This is a genomic window from Flavimaribacter sediminis, assembly GCF_019492055.1.
Taxonomy (GTDB): Bacteria; Pseudomonadota; Alphaproteobacteria; order Rhizobiales; family Rhizobiaceae; genus Flavimaribacter; species Flavimaribacter sediminis.
In genome coordinates this window covers 665,820-683,709 of record NZ_JAICBX010000003.1, presented here as the reverse complement: position 1 = coordinate 683,709, position 17,890 = coordinate 665,820, and the positions used below count along the sequence as shown (strand labels likewise).

Annotated in this window: 13 protein-coding genes; 6 read left to right on the top strand and 7 right to left on the bottom strand. The window is 62.1% G+C overall.

The features are described 5' to 3' along the window. Positions 1 to 20: 20 nt before the first annotated feature. A complete protein-coding gene (locus K1W69_RS18870; protein WP_220229965.1) occupies positions 21 to 1,220 on the top strand; it encodes an MFS transporter in 1,200 nt (399 codons plus the stop codon). A gap of 28 nt (positions 1,221 to 1,248) precedes the next feature. Here the strand turns inward: K1W69_RS18870 and K1W69_RS18865 are convergent, their stop codons facing one another. The 5 genes from K1W69_RS18865 to K1W69_RS18845 all read right to left on the bottom strand — a co-directional run bounded on the left by K1W69_RS18865 (position 1,249) and on the right by K1W69_RS18845 (position 10,557). Continuing rightward, positions 1,249 to 2,127, bottom strand: coding sequence for a transglutaminase family protein (locus K1W69_RS18865; protein WP_220229964.1), 879 nt, complete (start codon positions 2,125 to 2,127; stop codon positions 1,249 to 1,251). Positions 2,128 to 2,130: 3 nt separating this feature from the next. Next, positions 2,131 to 4,536 (bottom strand): circularly permuted type 2 ATP-grasp protein, encoded by a 2,406-nt coding sequence (locus K1W69_RS18860; protein WP_220229963.1) that lies wholly within the window; start codon positions 4,534 to 4,536, stop codon positions 2,131 to 2,133. Positions 4,537 to 4,540: 4 nt separating this feature from the next. Then, positions 4,541 to 7,879 (bottom strand): transglutaminase family protein, encoded by a 3,339-nt coding sequence (locus K1W69_RS18855; RefSeq protein WP_220229962.1) that lies wholly within the window; start codon positions 7,877 to 7,879, stop codon positions 4,541 to 4,543. Between the two features lie 89 nt (positions 7,880 to 7,968). Further along, the gene (locus K1W69_RS18850) at positions 7,969 to 9,198 is read right to left on the bottom strand and encodes a DMP19 family protein (RefSeq protein WP_220229961.1); all 1,230 of its coding nucleotides are present in this window, start codon (positions 9,196 to 9,198) and stop codon (positions 7,969 to 7,971) included. A 207-nt stretch (positions 9,199 to 9,405) separates the two neighbouring features. Then, on the bottom strand, positions 9,406 to 10,557 hold the full coding sequence (locus K1W69_RS18845) for an acyl-CoA dehydrogenase family protein (protein ID WP_220229960.1): 1,152 nt from the start codon (positions 10,555 to 10,557) through the stop codon (positions 9,406 to 9,408). A 141-nt stretch (positions 10,558 to 10,698) separates the two neighbouring features. On the opposite strand from K1W69_RS18845, the gene K1W69_RS18840 reads away from it, so the two are divergent. Then, on the top strand, positions 10,699 to 10,980 hold the full coding sequence (locus tag K1W69_RS18840) for an SCP2 sterol-binding domain-containing protein (RefSeq protein WP_220229959.1): 282 nt from the start codon (positions 10,699 to 10,701) through the stop codon (positions 10,978 to 10,980). A 62-nt stretch (positions 10,981 to 11,042) separates the two neighbouring features. On the opposite strand, the gene rirA is transcribed toward K1W69_RS18840, so the two are convergent. After that, a complete protein-coding gene (gene rirA, locus K1W69_RS18835) occupies positions 11,043 to 11,507 on the bottom strand; it encodes an iron-responsive transcriptional regulator RirA (protein WP_220229958.1) in 465 nt (154 codons plus the stop codon). A 222-nt stretch (positions 11,508 to 11,729) separates the two neighbouring features. Here rirA and K1W69_RS18830 point away from each other — a divergent pair, with 222 nt between their 5' ends. Beyond that, complete coding sequence (locus tag K1W69_RS18830) at positions 11,730 to 12,752, top strand: Fe(3+) ABC transporter substrate-binding protein (RefSeq protein WP_220229957.1); 1,023 nt, start codon at positions 11,730 to 11,732, stop codon at positions 12,750 to 12,752. Between the two features lie 48 nt (positions 12,753 to 12,800). Here K1W69_RS18830 and trhO read toward each other — a convergent pair whose 3' ends face one another. After that, complete coding sequence (gene trhO, locus K1W69_RS18825; protein WP_220229956.1) at positions 12,801 to 13,739, bottom strand: oxygen-dependent tRNA uridine(34) hydroxylase TrhO; 939 nt, start codon at positions 13,737 to 13,739, stop codon at positions 12,801 to 12,803. 164 nt (positions 13,740 to 13,903) lie between these two features. Between trhO and K1W69_RS18820 the strand changes: the two genes are divergently transcribed. Genes K1W69_RS18820 through K1W69_RS18810 form a run of 3 tightly spaced genes read left to right on the top strand, consistent with a single transcriptional unit; the run spans position 13,904 to position 17,711 of the window. Continuing rightward, positions 13,904 to 14,545: a 2-dehydro-3-deoxy-phosphogluconate aldolase gene (locus K1W69_RS18820; RefSeq protein WP_220229955.1), complete on the top strand. Its 642-nt coding sequence runs from the start codon at positions 13,904 to 13,906 to the stop codon at positions 14,543 to 14,545. Between the two features lie 41 nt (positions 14,546 to 14,586). Next, the gene (locus K1W69_RS18815) at positions 14,587 to 16,338 is read left to right on the top strand and encodes a sensor histidine kinase (protein ID WP_220229954.1); all 1,752 of its coding nucleotides are present in this window, start codon (positions 14,587 to 14,589) and stop codon (positions 16,336 to 16,338) included. After that, positions 16,338 to 17,711 (top strand): sigma-54-dependent transcriptional regulator, encoded by a 1,374-nt coding sequence (locus K1W69_RS18810; protein ID WP_220229953.1) that lies wholly within the window; start codon positions 16,338 to 16,340, stop codon positions 17,709 to 17,711. The genes K1W69_RS18815 and K1W69_RS18810 overlap by 1 nt, the downstream gene beginning before the upstream one ends. Positions 17,712 to 17,890 lie beyond the last annotated feature (179 nt).

Genomic DNA, 17,890 nt, shown 5'->3' with positions numbered 1-17,890 from the left:
TTCCTGAGGCATTGCAGTCGATGACTCCCAAGGCGCGCACGCTTCTGTATCTTCTTGTGGCTACCGCGTCCGGCATGTGCCTGTGGTTCATGACGGCGGCGATCCTGCCTGAAATCACCGCCGAGGCCGGGCTGACGAAGGCCCGTCAATCGCTGCTTTCGAGCGTTGTGCAGGCGGGGTTCGTCGTCGGCGCCCTGTCGATCGCCTTTTCGGGGCTCGCCGACCGGCTGGATCCGCGAAAGGTGCTGGCGACTTGCGCGATTGCAACGGCTGGCGCCAATGCGCTGCTGCTGGTCATCCCGATCGACGGATTTGGAGCGGTTTTGCTGCGCTTCGCGACCGGCGCGCTGATGGCTGGCGTTTATCCGGTCGGCATGAAAATCACTGTCGGATGGGGGTTGCGGGACCGGGGGCTGCTGGTCGGGATCCTCGTCGGCACGCTGACGCTTGGGAAATCCGTCCCTTACGGTCTTGCCTTTCTCGGCGGGGCCGACTGGCGCATGGCGCTCGGCGCCGGCTCGCTGCTTGCCGCAGCCGGCGGATGCCTTGTGCTGATTTCCGAACTCGGTCCCTATCATCGCCGCGCGCCCGCTTTCCGCCCTGAGGCCATCCGGCTGGCGTGGACGGATCCGCGGGTGCGCTCGGCCTATCTCGGCTATTTCGGCCATATGTGGGAACTCTACGTCCTGTGGGCCTGGGGCGCGGCGGCGGCGACCGCCTCCTATGCGCTCACGCTCGACCCGGACGCGGCGCGCAGTCTGGGCAAGCTGACGGCCTTCGTGTCTATCGCGGCGGGCGCTCCGTTCTGCGTAATCGCCGGCCTTTATGCAGACAGGATCGGCAAGGCGCGGGTCGCGATCATCGCCATGATCGCCAGTGGATCGCTCGCCATCCTCACGGCGTTCAGTTTCGGCGGACCGCCGGCGTTGACGTTCGCGCTGTTCGTGTTGTGGGGCATCGCGGTTATTCCGGATTCGGCGCAATTCTCGGCGCTGGTCGCTGATTTCGTCCCGCCCGAGTGGGCCGGAAGCCTGCTGACGCTGCAAACGGCTCTCGGTTTCCTGCTGACGGTGGCGACGGTACAGATTACGCCGCTATTCGCGGCCGCTTTCGGTTGGCCGACGCTTATGGCGTGCCTCGCCATCGGCCCGTTTCTCGGCGTGCTCGCCATGCGGCCGCTGGTCAGGTTGTTCAACGCCGAAAAGGAAATCGGGGATTAGTCAAGAGTCAGTCAGATGACTTATGTCATTATTCCACGGGCACGACGTCGACAGACTGGGTCGTCTTGTGGTCTCCGTAGCTGCGCATGACGCCGCGCACCGGCGCGATGTCGGAATAATCGCGCCCCCGTGCGATCACCACGTGATCGGTGTTCGCGGCGACCGCATTGGTCGGATCATATTCGACCCAGCCGATTTCCGAGCCGCACCAGGCGCGCACCCAGGCGTGCATGGCGTCCGCGCCTTCCATCCGCGGCTGCCCGGGCGGCGGGATGGTTCTTAAAAAACCGCTGACATAGCCGGCGGGAATTCCGATGCCGCGCAGGCAGGAAATCATGATGTGGGTGAAATCCTGGCAGACGCCGTTGCGGGCGTGAAACGCCTCCAGCATCGGCGTGTCGACGGTCGTCGCCTCCGGATCGAACCGCATGTCGCGATGCAGCGCCGTTCCGATCGCCCGCACGGCCTGCAGCGCATTCGGATCGCCGCCCACAACCTCTTGCGCATAGCGGCGCGTCGCCTCGTCCAGGACAACACGGGGCGAGGGACCGACGAAATTATGCGGCGACCAGGGTTCGAGCCGTGTCTGCGCGGCGATGTCGCGTCCGAGTTCGGAGAGGCGCGGCGACATGTCGAACAGCGGGCTCGTCTCGAACATCTCCACCCGCGACTGAACCGTGAAGGCGATTTCATGATGGGCTTCGGTGAAGGCCAGTTCGATGAAGTTGTTCCCGAAATAGTCGAACCGGTTAATCCATTCTCCGGGTTTCGGCTTCACCGTCATATTGGCAGCCACGGGCCGCTGTTTTCCCGGCAGGTCGGCCGGATAGAGCCGCACCATGTGCCGGCTGGAATCGGCGTCATGGTCGTAGACATATTCAATACGGAGCGTGATGTCGTAGAACATGGTCTACCTCAGATAGGCCGCGGCCAGACGCTCGGATATGGCTGTCACCTTCTGTCCGAGTTCGAGCAATTCGTCCGTGCCAACCGTATCGGTCGTTTTCAGTGAAAGGCTCGTCTGGGCCTCGAGCACGGCGCGCTGCAAGGGGGTCAATCGCTGGTGCGGATCGACGCCCGGCAGAAAGCCGATATGGGTGTTGATGTCGTTCAGCTGGTAAATGACCGAGCGCGGATTGAGCGGATCGAGAGCCAGAAGATCGACGACGGTCGACCGGTTTGTCGCAACCGCGTAGCGCCGGCGGTGGGTCATTGAGCTGTCGGCAATCTCGATGACAAGGTCGAAACCGCCGTCGGGCGCCGCCTCGTCGGCAAACCAGGCGAGCGCGCCGAGCAGCGCGCCCGCCCGTTCAAGCGAACGGCCGATGCTCAGGAAACGCCATCCGGTGAAGCGGTACATGTTTTCGTGGACAAGCCCGGAAAAGCCGGAGAGCTTGCGCAGCAGAACGCTCATGGAGCCGGCCATGTCGGCGCCGGGCAGCGCGTGCCTCTGCATGTCTTCGACGGCGCGCGTCAGATCGTCGAGGGCCGTCCAGCCATCGACGGAAAATCGGTCGCGCACATTGCCGGCGGCGTGCGAGGCGGATTGCAGCGTGGCGACGATTCCTTCGGGAAAGGCGGCGTCCGGATCGGAGCCCATGCCCTTGAGATAGTCATGCAGCGACTGGAGCAGCGGCGTGCCGGCGCCCTCGGCTTCCGACAATCGCACGTGGTAGGCCCTGAAAAGACGGATCATGTTTTCCGCCCGCTCCACATAGCGCCCCATCCAGAACAGATTGTCCGCGGAGCGGCTTGGAAGCGCGCTGGTCTGTTTGCGCATGAACGACGCCGCCGCCGGCGACAGCATCGTGTCATTCGGAACCGGGTTTTTCGAGACAATCCAGACATCGGCCGCCGACCCGCCCTGCTGCATGGCGAGCGCCGCGCTGCGGTCCGATTTGCCGATGCGGGCGAAGCCGCCTGGCATGACCTGCCAGCCGTCGGCCGTCCGCATCAGGAATACGCGCAGGCTCATCGGCCTCGGCGTCAGGTTTCCGTCCTGGAAGGCGGGCGTTGTGGACAGCATGACGGCTTCCTGTCCGACAAGTTCACCGGCGCCCTGGTCTATCCAGTCTTCCAGGGACTGACCGATCTCGCGGTTGAACGCGCCGCCGATTGCCGAAACATCATCGAAATCCGACAGGAGCCGGGTCGCGTAGGCGTTGCCGATGGTCATGGCCGAGGCGTTCGCCTTGACGTAGTCGCGCTCGGCCTGCTGGCCGCACCACCATGTCGCAATATTCGGCATCGACAGCGCCTCGCCGTTGATCGCCTCGCTGATACGCGGCAGGAAGGCGAGGAACGCCCGGGTCTCCAGAATGCCGGAGCCGAGCGCATTGACCATCGTGACATTGCCGGCGCGGATTGCGCCGAGCAGTCCCGGCGTGCCGATGCGGGAATTCTCGTCCAGTTCCAGAGGATCGGCCCAGACGGCGTCGAGGCGTCGCCACAACACGCTGACCGGTCTGAGGCCGGCGACCGTGCGCACCATCAGTTCGCCATTGGTCACGGTCAGGTCTTCGCCCTCCAGCAGCATGAAGCCGAGATAGCGGGCGATATAGGCGTGTTCGAAATAGGTGTCGTTCATCAGGCCGGGCGTCAGAATGCCGACCCGGCCCTCGTCGCCGCCGCGCAGCGCCAGCATGCTGTCGCGAAAGGTGCGGAAGAAGCCCGCGACGCGATGGATATGGGAGCTGGCGTAGGTTTCGGCGAAGACGCGGGTCGTCGCGATCCGGTTTTCCAGCGCGAAGCCGGCGCCGGACGGCGCTTGCGTGCGGTCGCCGATCACCCACCACTGGCCCTGGGGCCCGCGGCCGATATCGAAAGCGAGAAAATGCAGGAAATGGCCGGAGCGCGGCTCGACGCCGACCAGCGGCCTCAGCCATTCCGGATTGTTGGCGACCAGATCGGCGGGAATGTGGCCGTCGGCCACCAAACGGTTTTCGCCGTAAATGTCCGCGATCACCTTTTCCAGGAGGTCGGCTCTCTGGACCAGCCCGGCGCTGATCTTCGTCCACTCGTCCTCGTCGATCAGAACCGGCATGTGGCTGAGCGGCCAGTCGCGTTCGGAAACCTTGTCGGCGTCGTATTGCCGGTAGAAGACGCCGGCGTCGCGCAGATACTGGTCGCCGCGCGCCATGCGCGCGGAGAGCTCGTCCGTCGTCATGGTCGACAGCGTCTCGAGCAAGTTCAGCCAGACGGGCCGGACGGCGCCGGCCTCGCTCATCAGTTCATCCGGCACGCCGGGCATCGTCCGGTAGCCTGAAAGCAACCGGGCAATTGCGTCTGGAGTCGGCGCGGCGCCTTGAACGGGCATGTGATCAGAATCCGGGTGACCGCCGGAGGTCGAGTGTCAGAGGAAATTCTCCATGCGGCGTCTCCGGCTGCGGCGCATAGGCACCCGGAGTATGGCCGAGCGCCTCGAAACGCGCAAGACGGCGCGCGTCAGCCTCGTTGCCGTTGACAGGAAACGTCTCGTAATTGCGGCCGCCCGGATGCGCCACGTGATAGACGCAGCCGCCAAGCGCCCGCCCGGTCCAGCTGTCGAAGATGTCGAAGGTCAGCGGGGCGTTGACGGGAAGCACCGGATGCAGGGCCATTGCCGGCTGCCAGGCCTTGTACCGCACCCCGCCCACGGCCACGCCGCCCGCGCCTGTCTTGCTCATCGGCACCGGCCGCTTGTTGCAGGCGACGATATAACGGTCAGGGTCCGTCGTCGTCAGCTTGACCTGCAGGCGCTCCACCGAACTGTCAGTGTAGCGCACCGTGCCGCCGATTGCTCCGGTCTCGCCGAGAACATGCCAGGGCTCCAGCGCCTGCCGCAGTTCGAGGTTCACACCCTCATATTCGACCTCGCCGCAGAACGGGAAACGGAATTCGGCCTGCGCCTCGTACCATTCCGGCCGGAAGCGGAAGCCGTGTTCGCCGAGATCCCTCAGCACGTCCAGAAAATCCTCCCACACGAAATGCGGCAGCATGAAACGATCATGCAGCACCGTGCCCCATCGCGTCAGCTTTCCGCCGATGGGACTGTGCCACATGCGCGCGATCAGCGCGCGTATCAGCACCTGCTGGGCGAGGCTCATGCGCGCATCCGGCGGCATCTCGAAGCCGCGGAACTCGACGAGGCCAAGCCGTCCGGTCGGCCCGTCCGGTGAATAGAGCTTGTCGATGCAGATCTCGGCGCGGTGGGTGTTGCCGGTCACGTCGACCATGATGTTGCGCAGCAGCCGGTCGACCAGCCAGGGGAGCGGCGCGTCGCCCTCGCCGGGCGCGGGTATCTGGGAGAGGGCGATCTCCAGTTCGTAGAGACTGTCATGGCGCGCCTCGTCGATCCTGGGCGCCTGGCTCGTCGGGCCGATGAACAGACCGGAAAACAGGTAGGACAGGCTCGGGTGACGCTGCCAGTGCAAAATCAGGCTCTTGAGAAGATCGGGACGCCGGAGAAACGGGCTGTCCGCCGGCTTGCCGCCGCCAACGACGACGTGGTTGCCGCCCCCGGTGCCGGTGTGCTTGCCGTCGATCATGTACTTGTCGGCGCCGAGGCGCGTTTGCCGCGCTTCCTCGTAGATGGCTTCGGTAATCGAGACGCACTCGCTCCAGCTTTCGGCCGGGTGGATGTTGACCTCGATCACGCCCGGATCGGGCGCAACGCGTATGACGTTCATGCGCGGATCGCCGGGCGGCGCGTAGCCTTCGATATGAACGGGCATGCCAAGCTTGCGGGCGGCGGCTTCCGCGGCGGCCACGAGTTCGAGGTAATCGTCGACCTTCTCGAGCGGCGGCATGAATACGCAGAGACGTCCGTCGCGCGGCTCGACCGACATGGCCGTGCGCACCGCGCCGTCCAGTTCGCCGATATGCTGTTCGACGATCTGCTGACCCGGCTCTATAGCGTTGAAGGAGGCCATGGGCTGGGCGCGCGCGCCTTGCTCTGCGGCGACGCCGTCCTGCGTTTCGAAATCAGGCAGCGGCCCGCGCTCTTCGGTCGGGTCGGCCGGATTGATGTAGGGAAACTGCGACGGCGGAATATAGGGCAATGTTCCAAGCGGCAGCCGGTAGCCGACGGGACTGTCGCCCGGCACCAGATAGAGGTAGCCGCGCCGGGTCTTCCATTTCTCGGTCTGCCAGCGAGGTCCGCCGGCTTTCGCCTGCCAGCGCTGGATCGGCAGGACGTAGCCCGAAGGCTCGGTGAGACCCCGTTCGAACACCCGCGCAATGCGATAACGTTCTTCCGGATCCTTCAGTTTCGAGTTCTCGGGCGTCACGTTCTCGGGCAGATTGCCTTCCTTGACGATCCACTCCGCGGGATCCTCAAAAGCCGGAGCAACGAAACCGTCGTCGACGCCGAGTTCGTCCGCGATGGTCTTCAGCAGGATTTCCGCCTGCGCCGGCGTCGCTTCCGCGTCGGTCTTCTCGGCGGCGATCAGATTTTCGTCGGACCAGATCGGCTTGTCGTCCTTGCGCCAGTAGAGCGAGAAGGTCCAGCGCGGCAAGGTTTCGCCGGGATACCACTTGCCCTGGCCGTAGTGCAGGAAGCCGCCGGGCGCGAAACGGTCGCGCAGGCGGCGTATGAGCTTGTCGGCGAATTCGCGCTTGGTTGGTCCGACGGCTTCGGTGTTCCATTCGTCGGCTTCGAAATCGTCGATCGAGACGAAGGTCGGTTCGCCGCCCATGGTCAACCGCACGTCGCCGGCGGCGAGCGACTGGTCGACTTCATGTCCCAGTCGGTCGAGATCCGCCCAGGCTTCCTCCGAAAACGGCTTGGTGATGCGCGGATGTTCGGCCGTGCGCCTGATCTGCATGTCGAAGGCGAAGTCGACTTCGGCGGCGCTCGCCATGCCGGATATCGGCGCGGCGTTGCGATAGTGCGGGGTGGCGGCCAGCGGTATGTGGCTCTCCCCGGTCAGAAGCCCGGATGTCGGGTCGAGGCCGATCCAGCCTGCGCCGGGAAGGTAGACCTCGGCCCAGGCGTGCAGGTCGGTGAAGTCATGATCGGTGCCGGGCGGACCGTCGAGCGACACCAGATCCGGTTTGAGCTGGATCAGGTATCCCGACACGAACCGCGCCGCAAATCCGAGGTTGCGTAAAATCTGGACGAGCAGCCAGCTCGTGTCGCGGCAGGAGCCGGTTTTCCGCTCCAGGGTCTCTTCCGGGGTCTGGACGCCGGGCTCCATGCGAATGACGTAGCCGATGTCGCCGGAAAGGCGCGCGTTGAGATTGACGATGAAATCGACCGTGCGTTCGATCGAGCGGTCGATCGACTTCATGTAGTCGGCCAGAAGCGGTCCGACCGCTTCGGGCGTGCGATAGATGACGAGATCCGGCGACAGGTCCTCGCTGTAGTCGAAGGGCCATTCCTCGGCGCTTTCCTCGACGAAGAAATCGAACGGATTGTAGACCGTCATGTCGGCGACCAGGTCGACCTCGATCTTGAATTCCCTGACCGGTTCGGGAAACACGAACCGCGCCATCCAGTTGCCGTACGGGTCTTGCTGGTGATTCACGAAGTGCTTCGTCGGCGCGACCTTCAGCGAATGCGAGATGACCCGCGTGCGGCTGTGCGGCGCCGGACGCAGACGGATGATCTGCGGGCCAAGCGACACGGGACGGTCGTAACGGTAATGGGTGAGATGATAGATTGAGGCTTTGATTGACATGTCAACTACTGGAAACTGCGTTTGGGCCGCAATGGTTTCATAAACGGCGGCGATGCACAAACGGTATTCGCGACCAAGGACGCTTGTGGTTAGTGATCGCCGACGGACCAAATATGATGTTTTGCGATCTGGCGCGCGTCGACAGTGAGCATGAGCGTCGTTCCGTCGGAATTCTCGCGGGTGAGCGAGGCGCCAATCGCCGAGGTTCTGGCGGTCAGCAATTCGTCCTTGATGATGATCGCCCATTCGACGCTCGCGGGCGCGGGCCAGATGCGCGACTTGCGGACGGCCGATACGAAAACCTGGGTTTCTGATTCGTAGTCGGCGTTCCTCAATAGAAGATCGAGTGCGACGGCGGCGTTGTGAGAAATCGCAAGATTGATGATGTCTTCTGTCCGGGCGGCTTCGACTTCAGACAGCTGTGCTCCCGCATGGCCCCGTCCGTACCATGCTGCAGCCTTTTGCCGAATCGCTGAATGGATATCGTCTTCCAGTCCATCCTGCGATTTCCCTTGTGAGTCTTCTTCCAGGAATTCGTAAATTCTCGTCCAGGAATCCGAGACGACAGCCCATCGCGTCTTGTCGAGCGTATCGATCTTGCAGATCAATATATCCAGCCCATCCGCCTCTGCATCCAGCGGGCTGTAGAGGTATCGACGTCCGCCGTCGCCGGGGACAGCAGCGGCGGCCATGCCGGTGGAGGCATACAGCCATTCGGCGATCTGCCGGTTCAGCCAGTCGATCCTCCTTGACGCCATTTCTCTTGAGCGATTGGGATTGAGCTTGGTGAGTTTGATGAGTTCTCGTTCAAACGCGTCGTCATCGACAGCCCTGAGTTCGTCCCAGCCAAGCGCCCATTGCGAAGTCATGTCCGTCAACGGCGATTCCCTGTTCACCTCGTAAAATTCCTCATCCAGTTGGTCGAGATAGGGTGCAATACCTCCCGTGAAGCCGGTTTGTTTTTCGGCTTCCTCAGGATTTTCTTCGACCCAGGAAATCATCCGGCGGAGAATGTCTTCATGTTTCGAGGCGCCCATCGCCTGCAGCGCTTCGAGAGCATCGTTCCAGGAGTGTCCGGCGGCGGCGGTGTTGTGAATAAACTGACTGTGTCCGCCGTTCATGACCTCTCCATAATATTTCTCGACGTGATAGAGAGCGACAGCTTTGGGATTGATCTGATTGCTCTCGTAATATCCGTCCCAGATCATGGCATGGACGAAATCGAAAACATCGTAAGCAAGCGATTTGGTGTCCGCTCCCGCCTTCGCGGCTTCGACAGAGGAACGTTTGACCAGAATGGCGTCCATGGGGGTGGTCATGTGTGATTGTCCTCTTCCGGGATGGGGATGACGCGCACTTTATGAGTGTATCGGCTTTTCGTGACGGGCGACATTGTGAAGGGAGCGGAATTTTTTTATCCAGCTCGGTGTAACGTCGCTGACGGAGTGTTGCGCCGGTCCTGCTCAGGTGTTCTGGATGATGTAACAGGCCAGCCGTGTCGCCATGCTCTCGAATTGAAGAGGCAATTAACGGCCTGCCGGCAAGGTTCCCTCGAGTTTGCAGATGATGCCAAGCATGATCTCGTCGGCGCCGCCGCCGATGGAGCCGAGGCGACCGTCGCGATAGGCGCGGCTCACCGGATTGTCGGCGGTGAAGCCCATGCCGCCCCAATATTGCAGGCAGGCGTCGGCGACTTCGCGATAGAGCCTGCCGCATTTCAGTTTCGCCATGGAGGCGAGCCGCGTGGCGTCATTGCCATCGACATAGTCTTCGATGGCCCGCCAGGTCAGCGCGCGCAGGCTCTCGACCTCCGTGCGAAGTTCGGCCAGCCGGAAATGGACGACCTGGTTGTCGAGGACGGATTTGCCGAAGGCGCGGCGCTCGCGCGTGTAGGCGATGGTCTCGTCGATCAGCCGGTCCAGCGACTTCAGGCTGGAGGCCGCCACCCAGAGGCGCTCCTCCTGGAACTGCTGCATCTGCATGGTGAAGCCCATGCCCTCCTGGCCGATGCGGTTGCGCTTCGGCACGCGCACATCGTCGAAGAAGAGTTCGGCCGTATCGGATGAATGCATGCCGATCTTGTGGATTTTCTGTCGTGTGACGCCTTTCGAATCGAGCGGCACGATGATCAGCGACTTGTTGCGGTGGGCCGGACCTTCGCCGGTATTGGCGAGCAGGCAGCACCAGTCGGCCTGCATACCGTTGGTGATCCACATCTTCGAACCGTTGACGATGTAATCGTCACCATCCGGAACGGCTGTTGTCCTGAGGGCTGCGACGTCCGAGCCGCCGCCGGCTTCCGACACGCCGATGCAGCCGACCAGTTCGCCGGCGATCGATGGCGTCAGCCACTCCTGCTTCAGTTCATCTGAACCGAAGCGGTCGAGCGCGGGCGTGCACATGTCCGTCTGGACGCCGATCGCCATCGGCACGCCGCCGCAATGGACTGCGCCGAGTTCCTCGGCCATTACCATGGAATAGGAAAAATCGAGCCCGAGGCCGCCGCAGGCGGTGTCGTATTTGATGCCCAGAAGGCCGAGTTGTCCCAGCTTGCCGAAGAGCTCGTGGGCGGGAAACTGCTCCGCGTCCTCCCACGCGTCGACATGCGGATTGATTTCCGTCTCGACGAACCGGGCGACCGTCGCGCCCAGTTGTCGGTGCTCGTCCGTGAATTTCATTGGCCTTCCTCCCGGCGAAAGGAGAATTCCACTCATTTACCTTTACGTCAACGTCATAATTTTTTGACGGCCTACTTGGCGCCGGACCGCGATGACGATTATATGCCGCCCGACAACACATCACCTCAGAGGAGACGACGAATGAGCATTTCCGATATCGCCGACACCATTCGGCCCCGCGTAGAGCAGGGTTCCTTTAGCAATGTCGTGAAATTCGACTGCGGCGACGATGGCGTTCTGGTCATCGACCACCAGACGGTCACCACGGAAGACAAGGACGCCGATTGCACGATCAGTCTCAGCCTCGAAGATCTGGAATCAATCGTCGCCGGAGACCTCGACGCGACGGCTGCCTTCATGCAGGGAAAGCTCAAAATCGAGGGCGATATGGGCGTCGCAATGAAGCTCAGCCAGGTTCTTTAAGCTGAAATCATAAAATGAAAACGCCCCTGTCGGCGCTCAGGCGGGCAGGGGCGAAATCCCTGTCAGCGCGCCGCGGCGGCCAGGGGCTGTTCCGTCGGAATGCCCAGTCGTCCGACAATGTCGAAACGCGAAGCCGAAAGGTCGGCGATCGTGTGTTTCGAAAGGGACATGAGAAAGGCGTTGAGCGCATCCCGCCACGCCGTGTTCAGGGCGCAGCTGTCGACCAGCGGACAATCGGCGGACTCGTTTTCAAAACATTCGGCCATGGCGAAACTGTCTTCGGTTTCGCGCACCACGTCGAAGAGGGTGATCTCCTCCGCCGGGCGCGCCAGCTTGATGCCGCCGTTTCGTCCGCGGACGGTCTCGATCAACCGGGCTCTCACCAGCGGTTTCAGGATCTTGAAGAGGAACAGTTCCGAAACGCCGTAAGCTTTCGCGATCTCCGGCACGCGGCTGAGTTCCATAGGATTCGCAGCGCAGTACATCAGTATCCGGACTGCATAATTTGTCTGTTTGGTCACCCGCATGGGACTTCTCACCTGTGTCTAATTTAGAATCATTCTATTTATTTAGATTGCGTCTGTCAAGTTTTAAGGCGAACGAGCGGGCCATGGCGGTATCCTCCCTGCATGGGTTTTTGCTCTTCTGAACCAAGATAACATGATTGTGATTATCTTGTTTTTGTTGCGGTCAATATTGACAATCACTATCCTGTTTTGCAGTGAGGAAAATCACCGAGGGGAAACGCCATGAAAAAAAGCTTCACGAAAACGATTCTTTGCGCAGCCTTCGCGACCGCCACGGCGGGCGTCGCCCTGGCGGACGAAGTCAATATCTACTCCTATCGCCAGCCGGACCTGATCGCGCCGCTGCTGGACGCATTTACAGAGAAGACAGGCATCGAGACCAATGTTCTGTTTCTCGACAAGGGCCTGGTGGAGCGGATGAAAGCCGAGGGCGAGAACTCTCCGGCCGACGTCATTCTGACCGTCGACATAAGCCGCCTCAGCAACGCCAAGGAAGAAGGCGTCACCGAAGCCGTCGACAGCGACGCCATCAACTCCACAATACCGGCGCAGTATCGCGATCCGGACGGCCACTGGTTCGGGGTCACCACCCGCGGGCGCGTGGTCTACGCCTCGAAGGACAGGGTCGCGCAGGACGCGATCACCTATGAGGAGCTCGCCGATCCGAAATGGAAAGGCAAGATTTGTATCCGAAGCGGCCAGCACAGCTACAATATCGGCCTGATCGCCTCGATGATCGCCCACAATGGCGAGGCCGCGACCGATGAATGGCTGAAAGGCGTCAAAGACAATCTGGCCCGCAAACCCGCCGGAAATGACCGCGCCCAGGCCAAAAGCATCTATGCCGGCGAGTGCGATCTCGGCATCGGCAACACCTATTACGTTGGTTTGATGATGACCAACGACAAGGAACCCGAACAGAAAGAATGGGCCGACGCCATCAAGGTGCTGTTTCCCAACTCCGATGCTCGGGGAACGCATGTCAACATTTCCGGCATGGCGCTCGCCAAGCACGCTCCGAACAAGGACGCGGCGCTCCAGCTCATGGAATTTCTGGCCAGCCCACAAGCCCAGGAGATCTATGCCGAACAGGTTTTCGAGTATCCGGTCTATCCGGAAGCCGAACCGTCTGACATCGTGAAATCCTTCGGCGAGATCCATCCCGATCCGCTGCCTCTCGACGAGATCGCGAAGAACCGCCAGAAGGCTTCCGAACTGGTCGACATGGTTGGTTTCAACAACTGATTCAGGTAGTCAGCGACCCCTGAAAGGCGGCCATTGCGGCCGCCTTTATTATTCGCCGATGTGTTTTTGGCCGCGCTTTTTCGCAAGCTCGATCTGCTTCTGGCGTTCGCGGAACCGCGCCCGGTCTTCCTCGCTGCGGGATTCATGACAATGCGGACAGCTCACGCCCTTGACGTAGAACGGACTCTGCGTCTCCTGTGGCGTCAACGGATGGCGGCAGGCGTGGCACAATGTGTGCGGCCCTTCTTTCAGGCCGTGCTCGACGGAGACGCGTTCGTCGAAAACGAAGCAGGCGCCTTCCCAGAGACTTTCCTCTTCCGGGACCTCTTCGAGATATTTCAGGATGCCGCCTTTCAGGTGGAAGACCTCGGTGTATCCTTCAGCCTTGAGAAACGCGGTCGCCTTCTCGCACCGTATGCCGCCGGTGCAGTACATCGCGACCCTGGGTTTATCACGCATTTCCTCGTGGTCGCGCACCCAGCCGGGAAATTCGCGAAACGACTTCGTCTCCGGATCGACGGCGCCCCGGAACTTCCCGATGGCGACCTCGTAATCGTTGCGCGTATCGACAAGGATCGTGTCCGGGTCGGAAATCAGCGCGTTCCAGTCTTGCGGATCGACATAGGTTCCGACGCTTTTCAAGGGGTCGATATCCTCGACTCCCATCGTCACGATCTCTTTCTTGAGCCGCACCTTCATCCGGTTGAACGGCATGTCCGAAGCACGGCTTTCCTTGTGCTCCAGGCCGCTGAACGCCGGAATCGACCACAGATGATCGAGGACTGCGCGGATGCCGTCGTCCGGTCCGGCGATCGTTCCGTTGATCCCCTCGGACGCAAGCAGCAGCGTGCCCTTCACGCCATTGTTCACGCAAACCTCCTGCAGGCGCGCCTGCAATGACGCGAAATCCGGCAGCGGCGTGAAATGATAGAGGGCGGCGACCAGAAAACGGTCTGTCGCGCGCGATGTCGTAACGTGTGTGTTCATGGCCGTTGCAATATAACCGGAAACGCGGATGTGCAACGGTTGCGTGAGCTTCTGCGCGCTTTCGCCCCGTTCGTCGCTCCCGCGCCTGTCTTGCGCCTGTATGGACATGGCCGGTATGGCGGGGTATCGACGATAGCGTGTTTCAATGACTTGCCGGGGGCGACATGGGCGTGAAGACCGAAAAACTGCTTTCCATCCTGACCTTGCAGCCGGTCATACCGGTGCTTGCGGTTGACAGCGTGGCGACCGCCATTCCGCTGGCGCGCGCGCTCGTCGCCGGCGGTCTGAAGGCAATCGAGATCACTTTGCGCACAGAGGCGGCGCTCGATGCGATCCGCGCCGTGGCTGACGAGGTTGAAGGCGCGGAGGTTGGCTCGGGAACCATTCTCAACGCCGCGCAGTTCGAAAAGGCGATGCGGGCCGGCTCGAAATTCATCGTGACGCCAGGTACGACGCAGGAACTGCTCGACGTCTCCCGCAAAGCGCCCGTGCCGCTTCTTCCGGGCGCCGCGACCGTCAGCGAGGTGATGAGCCTGCGCGAGGAAGGCTACAGCGTCATGAAGTTTTTTCCGGCCGAACAATCCGGCGGCGCCGCTTTCCTGAAATCCGTGTCCTCGCCGCTTGCGGGAACCAGTTTCTGTCCGACCGGAGGCATTACGCCGGCCAACGCAAAGAGCTATCTGTCATTGCCCAATGTCGTCTGCGTCGGCGGCTCCTGGGTTGCGCCGAAGGAACTCGTCACGGCCGGCGACTGGAAGGCGATCACCCGCCTCGCTGAAGAAGCCTGCGCCCTGACCGCGTCCTGACGCCAATGGCGTTCTGCGAAAAAACTGCATAAATTGCCTGAATGGTCAGCGGATACACCATTCGCAGGTCGTTTCGCCAGCTGCAGCTGGCGGTCCTGCTCCTGACGTTCGTCGTCGGCGCCGCCGCCGCCTATGGCGGCGGTCTGTTCCTGCGCATGCAGGCGGAAAGACAGTTGCAGGTCCGGGCGGCGGAAACGCTCGCCGTACAGACGGAGGCGCTGACCGGAATCCTCGACAAATACCGATTGCTGCCGCCTTTGTTGGCGCATGAAGATTCCGTCATCGCGCTTTTCGAAGGCTCCGGCGACGCGGCGGAGGCGAAGCGCAAGGCGATCGAGGTTTCCGGCATGTCGGGCGCAGAGGACGTGGCGTTTTTGCGGCCAGACGGCAGCGTGCTGGCGTCAGCCGATTACGACTTTCCCATATCACACGAACAGCAACGCGCTCTGCTTGACGCTTCGGCGCAGGGCCGGCTCGGCCGCCAGGCGCTGATTACTGGCGACGGCCGTCGCGTCTACGCTTTCGCCTTCGGCGTCCGGCGAGGCTCCCGGCTGATCGGACATGTGGCCGTCTACGTCAATTTCGACGCGGTGGAGGCGACCTGGTCGCTGTCGCCGGATCCTGTCTATGTGATCGACCGTACGGGCACGGTCTTCCTGAGCAACCGACCCGAATGGCGCCTGCAGCCGTTTTCTTCCCTCGCCTCGGTGAACGGCGAGGCTCTGAGGTATCGGGTTGGGGACAGCGTGCTTCCGGGCAGCGACCTTTCCCGAGACCTGACGCTTCTTGACTGGCAGCTGCATGTGTTGACCGACAGGCGGCCGCTGTTTTCGGCGAGCCTCGTCGGCGGCGTCATCGCCGGCCTCGTGGTGTTGCTGATCGGCGCCGGTCTGTTCGCCCTCGTGCAATGGCGCGAGGCGCAAATCCTGCGCATGCGCAGAGATCGATCGGCGGCGCTGAGGCTAGAGCGGCTGGTCCGGGAACGCACCCGCGCCTTGCGCGAAACCAACCTCTCCCTCTCGCAGGAAATCGACGAAAGGCGACAGGCCGAAGAGCGCTTGCGCAAGGCCCAGGCCGAACTTGTTCAGGCCGGAAAACTGGCCGCGCTCGGCCAGATGTCCGCTGCGCTCAGCCACGAGTTCAACCAGCCGCTTGCGGCGATCCGCACCTATTCCGACAATTCGGTGAGGCTGCTCGAAAAGGATCGCATCGACAGCGTCCGCGACAATCTCGGCCGCATTACAGGTCTGGTCGATCGCATGGCGGGGCTGTCGCGCAGCCTGCTTTCCTTTTCTCGCAAACCCGGCACGAGCGTGAAGCCTGTCACGCTTGCCCCGATTGTCGACGAAGCCCTGATGTTGACGAAGCCGCGGGCGAACAAGGCCGGCATCGTGATCGAATGGAACCCGCCGGACGACCTGCCTCAGGTGCTCGGCGGACGCATCCGCCTTTCGCAGGTTTTCGTCAATCTGATCAACAATGCGGTCGACGCCATCGGAGACAGGGGACATGGCAGGATCGTCGTCAGCCTGTCGTGCGACGACGAGGGCAATGTTGCCGCTTGCGTGGACGACGACGGGCCGGGCGTGTCCGACGAGAACGCCGACAGCGTGTTCGAGCCCTTCTTCACGACCAAGAGCGTCGGCAGCGGCATCGGCATCGGTCTTTCGATCGCCAGCGGCATCGTGCGTGATTTCGGCGGACGGATCTCTCTGGAAAAGAGCGCGCTCGGCGGCGCGCGGTTCGTGGTGTGGCTGCAGTCCGTCGACAGCCAAAGGGAGGCGGCGGAGTAGTGAGCGACGGTTCCCCGACAGTTCATCTGGTCGACGACGACGAGGATTTGCGCCATGCGCTCGCCCAGGGGCTGGAACTCGAGGGCCTGCCGGTCACGGCGCATGCGGGCTCGGAAGACGTTATCGCGCGGCTCGGGCGTGACGATTATGCGGTGGTCGTCACGGACATTCGAATGCCGGGCGACGACGGCATGGCGCTGCTGAAGAAAATTCTTGCTGTCGATTCCGCCTACCCGGTCATCCTGATCACCGGGCATGGCGACGTGCAGATGGCGGTCGAGGCGATGCGGGCCGGCGCCTATGACTTTATCGAGAAACCCTTTGTCGTCTCCAGATTGTCCACGGTCGTCGAGCGGGCGCTGGAGAAACGCCGGCTTGTCCTTGAAAACCGGACATTGCGCAATGAACTGGACCAACGCCACGACCTGATCCAGCGGCTTGCCGGCCGCTCTGCGCCGATCGTCAAACTGCGCGGTCAGATAAGCACGGTCGCGGACACCGACGCCGATGTGCTGATCGTCGGCGAAACCGGATCCGGCAAGGAGGTCGTCGCCCGCGCACTGCATGATTACAGCCCGCGTTCCGGCGGCAATTTCGTGGCCATCAATTGCGCTGCGCTGCCGGCCGACATTTTCGAGTCGGAACTGTTTGGACACGAACCCGGCGCCTTTACTGGGGCGCAGAAACAGCGCATCGGCAAGCTCGAACACGCCAATGGCGGGACGATCTTCCTCGACGAGATCGAGTCCATGCCGCTCGACCTGCAGGCCAAATTGCTGCGAGCGATCGAGCATCGCTGCATTGAACGACTGGGCTCGAATGATCTCGTTCCGCTCGACGTGCGCTTCGTGGCCGCCACGAAATTCGACCTGGAGGCGGAAGGGCGCAAGGGCGCATTCCGTTCCGATCTTTATTATCGGCTGAACGTGGTGACCCTCACCCTGCCGCCGCTCAGGGATCGCAAGGACGATATTCCGCTGCTGTTCTTCCACCTGGCGCGGGACGCGCGCGCCCGGTATCGAAGGGAGATACCGCCGATCGACCACGCCCTGGAACTGCAATTGCTGTCGCATGACTGGCCGGGCAACGTGCGGGAACTGCGCAACTACGCCGACCGCTTTGTGCTTGGTATGTGGTCGGGTTTCGACGACCGGTCAGACGTCGCCGGCAATCCGGACGCGACGCTGGCCGAGCGGGTGGCCGCCTTCGAAAAGGCGGCGATCGAAGCTGAAATAGCGCGCCATAACGGCGCGTTGCGACCGGTGTACGAGGCGCTCGGAATTTCCCGAAAAGGGCTCTACGACAAGATGAAGCGACTCGGCGTGACCGCAGATGTGGAGGACGTCGGCCAAGACGAACAGGCCGATGTGTAGAATCCTACCCATTGCCGCTTTCAGATTGTGTCGCAGGCTACCCAATGTCGCCGTAGCGCCTGTGCGGTCCGACACGGCGCAATCTTCCCAAGTCTTTCTGATTCATACATAAATTTTGATAATTGCCGGGCCTCCCCGGGTTTGGCATGATGCTTGCTTAAGATGTGGCGACGGCACGT